General features: G+C 67.5%; 6 protein-coding genes and 1 pseudogene. 4 read left to right on the top strand and 3 right to left on the bottom strand.

Features of this window, described 5'->3' with window-relative positions:
- Nucleotides 1–86 precede the first annotated feature (86 nt).
- From QQK25_RS16170 to dksA, 3 genes are read right to left on the bottom strand one after another with little or no spacing between them, the layout of a single operon-like run.
- Nucleotides 87–485 carry a hypothetical protein gene (locus QQK25_RS16170; RefSeq protein ID WP_284188853.1) on the bottom strand — a complete coding sequence of 133 codons (399 nt, stop codon included), beginning with the start codon at nucleotides 483–485 and terminating at the stop codon, nucleotides 87–89.
- Nucleotides 482–1,549, bottom strand: coding sequence for a CobW family GTP-binding protein (locus tag QQK25_RS16165; RefSeq protein WP_284188852.1), 1,068 nt, complete (start codon nucleotides 1,547–1,549; stop codon nucleotides 482–484). The genes QQK25_RS16170 and QQK25_RS16165 overlap by 4 nt, the downstream gene beginning before the upstream one ends.
- A gap of 56 nt (nucleotides 1,550–1,605) precedes the next feature.
- Nucleotides 1,606–2,037, bottom strand: coding sequence for an RNA polymerase-binding protein DksA (gene dksA, locus QQK25_RS16160; protein WP_153161922.1), 432 nt, complete (start codon nucleotides 2,035–2,037; stop codon nucleotides 1,606–1,608).
- A gap of 250 nt (nucleotides 2,038–2,287) precedes the next feature.
- Between dksA and ybgC the strand changes: the two genes are divergently transcribed.
- The 4 genes and pseudogenes from ybgC to QQK25_RS16140 form a co-directional block, all read left to right on the top strand.
- Nucleotides 2,288–2,728 (top strand): tol-pal system-associated acyl-CoA thioesterase, encoded by a 441-nt coding sequence (ybgC, locus tag QQK25_RS16155; protein ID WP_153161921.1) that lies wholly within the window; start codon nucleotides 2,288–2,290, stop codon nucleotides 2,726–2,728.
- Nucleotides 2,729–2,732: 4 nt separating this feature from the next.
- On the top strand, nucleotides 2,733–3,407 hold the full coding sequence (tolQ, locus tag QQK25_RS16150) for a protein TolQ (protein ID WP_153161920.1): 675 nt from the start codon (nucleotides 2,733–2,735) through the stop codon (nucleotides 3,405–3,407).
- Between the two features lie 16 nt (nucleotides 3,408–3,423).
- On the top strand, nucleotides 3,424–3,837 hold the full coding sequence (gene tolR, locus QQK25_RS16145; RefSeq protein WP_153161919.1) for a protein TolR: 414 nt from the start codon (nucleotides 3,424–3,426) through the stop codon (nucleotides 3,835–3,837).
- A pseudogene (locus tag QQK25_RS16140) lies at nucleotides 3,834–4,031 on the top strand (energy transducer TonB); the annotation flags it as partial. The gene tolR and the pseudogene QQK25_RS16140, both read left to right, overlap by 4 nt.

Raw genomic sequence — 4,031 nt, 5'->3', positions numbered from 1 at the left:
TCGGATCGGTTCGGATAAAGCAGCCGGCCGGCGCGCGTCATGCCCTCGGGCAGCGACGGACGCCGGTCAGCGGTTCGGGAACGGGATCAGACGGAAGCGGGCGGCCCGCGACAGGGTGGGCAGGGCGCGCGCCGGGCCACCAGCACCACGGCGGGTTCGGCAAGCTGCGCGGGCGGGAGGGTCTCGACGACCAGCACGGCCGGCGAGGGAGGGAGGACAAAAGCCAGATCGGCCGCGGCCAGGCACAGCAGGCAGCGCTCGTGGCGCTCCGCCGCGGGCAGGCCACCGGGGCTGGAATCGCCCGGCGACGCGAGCCCGAAGGCAAGCTCTGCGGCCCCGCGGCGCTCCGCCAGCCCCTCGCCCACATGGCTGAGGGCGTGGGCGGCAGCGAACAGCTGGGCGCACACCAGCACCAGCGCCAGCACGCTGCGAAACAGCGGCGACGCCCGGCGCGGCAGACGGAAAGGCAGCACGATGCGCCTCACGCCGCCGCCTCCGACGCGCAGAAGCAGGCAAACGCGTGGTCGACGATGGCGCGGTCGAGATCGCGGACGATGAACACCAGCCGGGTGGACCGGTCGTCATCGGGCCAGGCCGGCAGCGCGGCATCCGGGTAGCGCAGGTGATGGACGCACTGGATGACCCGCGGCACGGCCTCGCCCCGCACGTTCACGATGCCTTTCACCCGCAGCAGGTGATCGCCCTTGAGGCCCTGGAGCATGTCGAGGGCGGTGGAGAAATCGCCCCAGCCCACGGGCTGGTCGACCCGCACCACGAAAGCATGGGTGCTCGCGTCGTGACGGTTCGGATCGCCCGCCGGAAGCGTGCCGCGGCCCACCGGGGCATACGGGTTGCGGGCGGCCCGGGCGGCGACGGCTTCGTCGGCCAGCCAGCGGGCCACGTCGGCGGATTTGGTCGCCGGGTTCCACAGGCCGCAGTCGAGCACCGCAGAGGGCTCGACCACGCCGCCTTCAACGCGGAACTGGGCCGCACCCGGATTGAGCCCGGCGAGCGCCTCCGCCAGCGCGTCCACGGCGTCGGGCGGCGCCTGGTCGCACTTGGTGATGATGAGCCGGTCAGCCATCGCGGCCTGCTTGACGGCCTCCGGCTGGCGGGCGAGCTGCCCTGCGCCGAACACCGCATCCACCGCCGTCACCACGCCGTCGAGGCGATAGCGTTCGGCGATGAAGAAATCCTGCATCAGGGTGAAGATCACCGGCGCCGGATCGGCGAGGCCGGTGGTCTCGATGACCACCCGGGTCAGCGCGGGAAGCTCCCGGCGCAGGCGGCGCATGAAGACATCCTTCAGCGCCCGCGACAGATCGCCCCGCACCGAGCAGCAGATGCAGCCGGATTCGAGGAGCACCACGTCCTCGTCGATCTTCTCGACAAGCAGGTGATCCAGCGGCACCGCGCCGAACTCGTTGACGAGCACCACCGTTCCGGCCAGCTCGGGCTGGCGCAGCAGGTGATTGAGCAGGGTGGTCTTGCCCGAACCGAGGAACCCGGTGAGCAGGGTGACAGGAATGCGGTTCGCCGGAGCGGTCATGGTGGGCCTGGCCGATCCGGCGAAACAGGGTGACGCAGAAAGCGGGAACGGGGGGATTATTCCCCGTAGAGCTTCTGGGTGCGCTCGCGACGCTCCTGGGCGTCGATCGACAGCGTGGCGGTCGGACGGGCGAGCAGTCGGCCGATCCCGATCGGGTCGCCGGTTTCCTCGCACCAGCCGTATTCGCCTTCGGCGATGCGCTCGAGGGCTTCCTCGATCTTCTTGATCAGCTTGCGTTCGCGATCGCGCACGCGCAGTTCGAGGGCGTGCTCTTCCTCGACCGTGGCCCGGTCGGCCGGATCGGCGACGATCTCGTTCTCGCGCAGGTTCGCGCCGGTGCTGGCTGCGTTCTCGAGCAGCTCTTCACGCATCTTCGACAAGCGCAAGCGGAAGAACTCGAGCTGCGCCGGATTCATGTAGTCATCTTCCGGCATGGCCAGAATCTCGGCCTCGGTCAGCGTCTTGTCTTTGCTGGTAGTTGCAACCATCTCTTATTCCTCCCATGAATCGACTGTCGGGCCGGGATCCCGCGACATCCGCGCCGCGACATCGCCCATCTGCGACTCGCTGGCCAATGCACGAATCGCACCAGCCTGTCTCCAAGAGCGCGATTCTAGGCACAGGATTGCTGCAATTACAATGCGGCCAGCGCAATCGGCCCGCCCCTACCTACATTCTGAAACACTGAATCTACCGCGTTGCTTCGGATCAGGGCGAGTCGTGCGGTAAAATGTTGCGATGCATTTCACGAACGATCCCGCTCCTGCCGCGGAGAAGGCGTCCTTCACGCTGCCGGTGCGGGTTTACTACGAAGACACCGACGCCGGTGGTGTGGTTTACTACGCCAACTACCTGAAGTTCTGCGAAAGAGCCCGCACCGACTGGTTGCGGGCTATTGGTTTTGAGCAGGGCCGGCTCGCAGCCGAGCAGGGCGTCGTCTTCGTGGTGCGCTCCGTGAAGGCCGACTACCGCCAGCCCGCCGTCCTCGACGACATGCTGGACGTCGTCAGCCGGGTCTCCCGGCTCGGCCGCGCCAGTCTGATCTTCGACCAGCAGATCCAGCGCGAAGGTCAGCCCATTTTCGACGCCCAGATCACCATCGCCTGCATCGACAGCACCGCCAAGCGCGCCATTCCGATTCCTCCTGCCGTACGCGACCAGTTCGCCACCCTGGTTTAAACCGATGAACGTCACCGAAGACCTCTCAATCCTGTCCCTGATCGCCAACGCGAGCGTCCTCGTCAAGCTCGTGATGGCGCTCCTTGGCACCGTCTCCTTCATGTCCTGGTACTGGATCTTCCGCAAGTGGTTCCAGATCCGCGACGCCAAGCGCAAGACCGACCTCTTCGAACGCGACTTCTGGAGCGGCGGCGACCTCAACGCCCTGTACCAGAGCGCCGCCACCGGCCGCCACGAGGCCGCGGGCATGGAACGCATCTTCGAGGCCGGCTACCGCGAGTTCGCCAAGCTGCGCGGCAAGAACCTCGACCACGGCGCCATCATGGACGGCGCCCGCCGCGCCATGCGTGCCACCTACCAGCGCGAGGTCGATGATCTCGAAGCCCACCTGGCCTTCCTCGCCTCGGTGGGTTCGGTATCACCTTACGTCGGCCTGTTCGGCACCGTGTGGGGGATCATGAACGCCTTCCGCGGCCTGTCCAACGTCGGCTCGGCCACCCTCGCCCACGTGGCGCCGGGCATCGCCGAAGCGCTGGTCGCCACCGCCATCGGCCTGTTCGCGGCGATCCCGGCCGTCGTCGCCTACAACCGCTTCGCCCACGACATCGACCGCATCGCGATCCGCTTCGAGAGCTTCACCGAAGAATTCCTGAACATCCTCCAGCGCCAGCTGCGTTGACCGGAGCGAAGCTGCAATGCGTCAACGTCGCCTGATGAACCAGATCAACGTCGTGCCTTACATCGACGTGATGCTGGTCCTCCTCGTCATCTTCATGGTCACCGCGCCGATGATCCAGTCCGGCTCGGTGAACCTGCCCAGCGTCGACAAGGTCCCCGCGCCGCCCACCGACGCCATGATCGTCACCGTCAAGCCCCAGGGCGAGCTCACCCTCAGCCAGACCAGCCAGGCCCAGCCCAAGTCCTACAACCGCCGCGACCTGATCGGCGCGGTGCAGGACGCCGTGTCGGCCAACCCCGGCCAGCCGGTGGTGATCGCCGCCGACAAGGAAGTGAAGTACGAGCTGGTCATGGATGTCCTCAACGACCTGCGTAACGCGGGCGTCAACAAGGTCGGCCTGCAGACGCAGATCGGCAAAGCCAGCCGATGAGACCTTTGCTGTCCGGTAATGACCGGGGCAAGTGGTCGTCGGCAGCGCTGGCTGCGCTCGTCCACGTCCTGCTCGGTCTGTTCCTGTTCTATGGCGTGCGCTGGCAGAACCGCCTGCCCGACGCCGTCGAGGTCGAGCTGGTGAGCGCGCCGCCGCCCGCCGCCCGCGTCGCCCCGCCGCCGCCCCCTGCTCCG

The organism is Zoogloea oryzae, assembly GCF_030161255.1.
In the GTDB taxonomy this organism is placed as follows: Bacteria; Pseudomonadota; Gammaproteobacteria; order Burkholderiales; family Rhodocyclaceae; genus Zoogloea; species Zoogloea oryzae.
This window is presented reverse-complemented; position numbering and strand designations above follow the sequence as displayed.

Excerpts from the sequence above, each read along its gene's own strand:
- QQK25_RS16165 (WP_284188852.1), bottom strand. The coding sequence starts at position 1,549 with ATGACCGCTCCGGCGAACCGCATTCCTGTCACCCTGCTCACCGGGTTC.
- dksA (WP_153161922.1), bottom strand. The coding sequence starts at position 2,037 with ATGGTTGCAACTACCAGCAAAGACAAGACGCTGACCGAGGCCGAGATT.
- ybgC (WP_153161921.1), top strand. The coding sequence starts at position 2,288 with ATGCATTTCACGAACGATCCCGCTCCTGCCGCGGAGAAGGCGTCCTTC.
- tolQ (WP_153161920.1), top strand. The coding sequence starts at position 2,733 with ATGAACGTCACCGAAGACCTCTCAATCCTGTCCCTGATCGCCAACGCG.
- tolR (WP_153161919.1), top strand. The coding sequence starts at position 3,424 with ATGCGTCAACGTCGCCTGATGAACCAGATCAACGTCGTGCCTTACATC.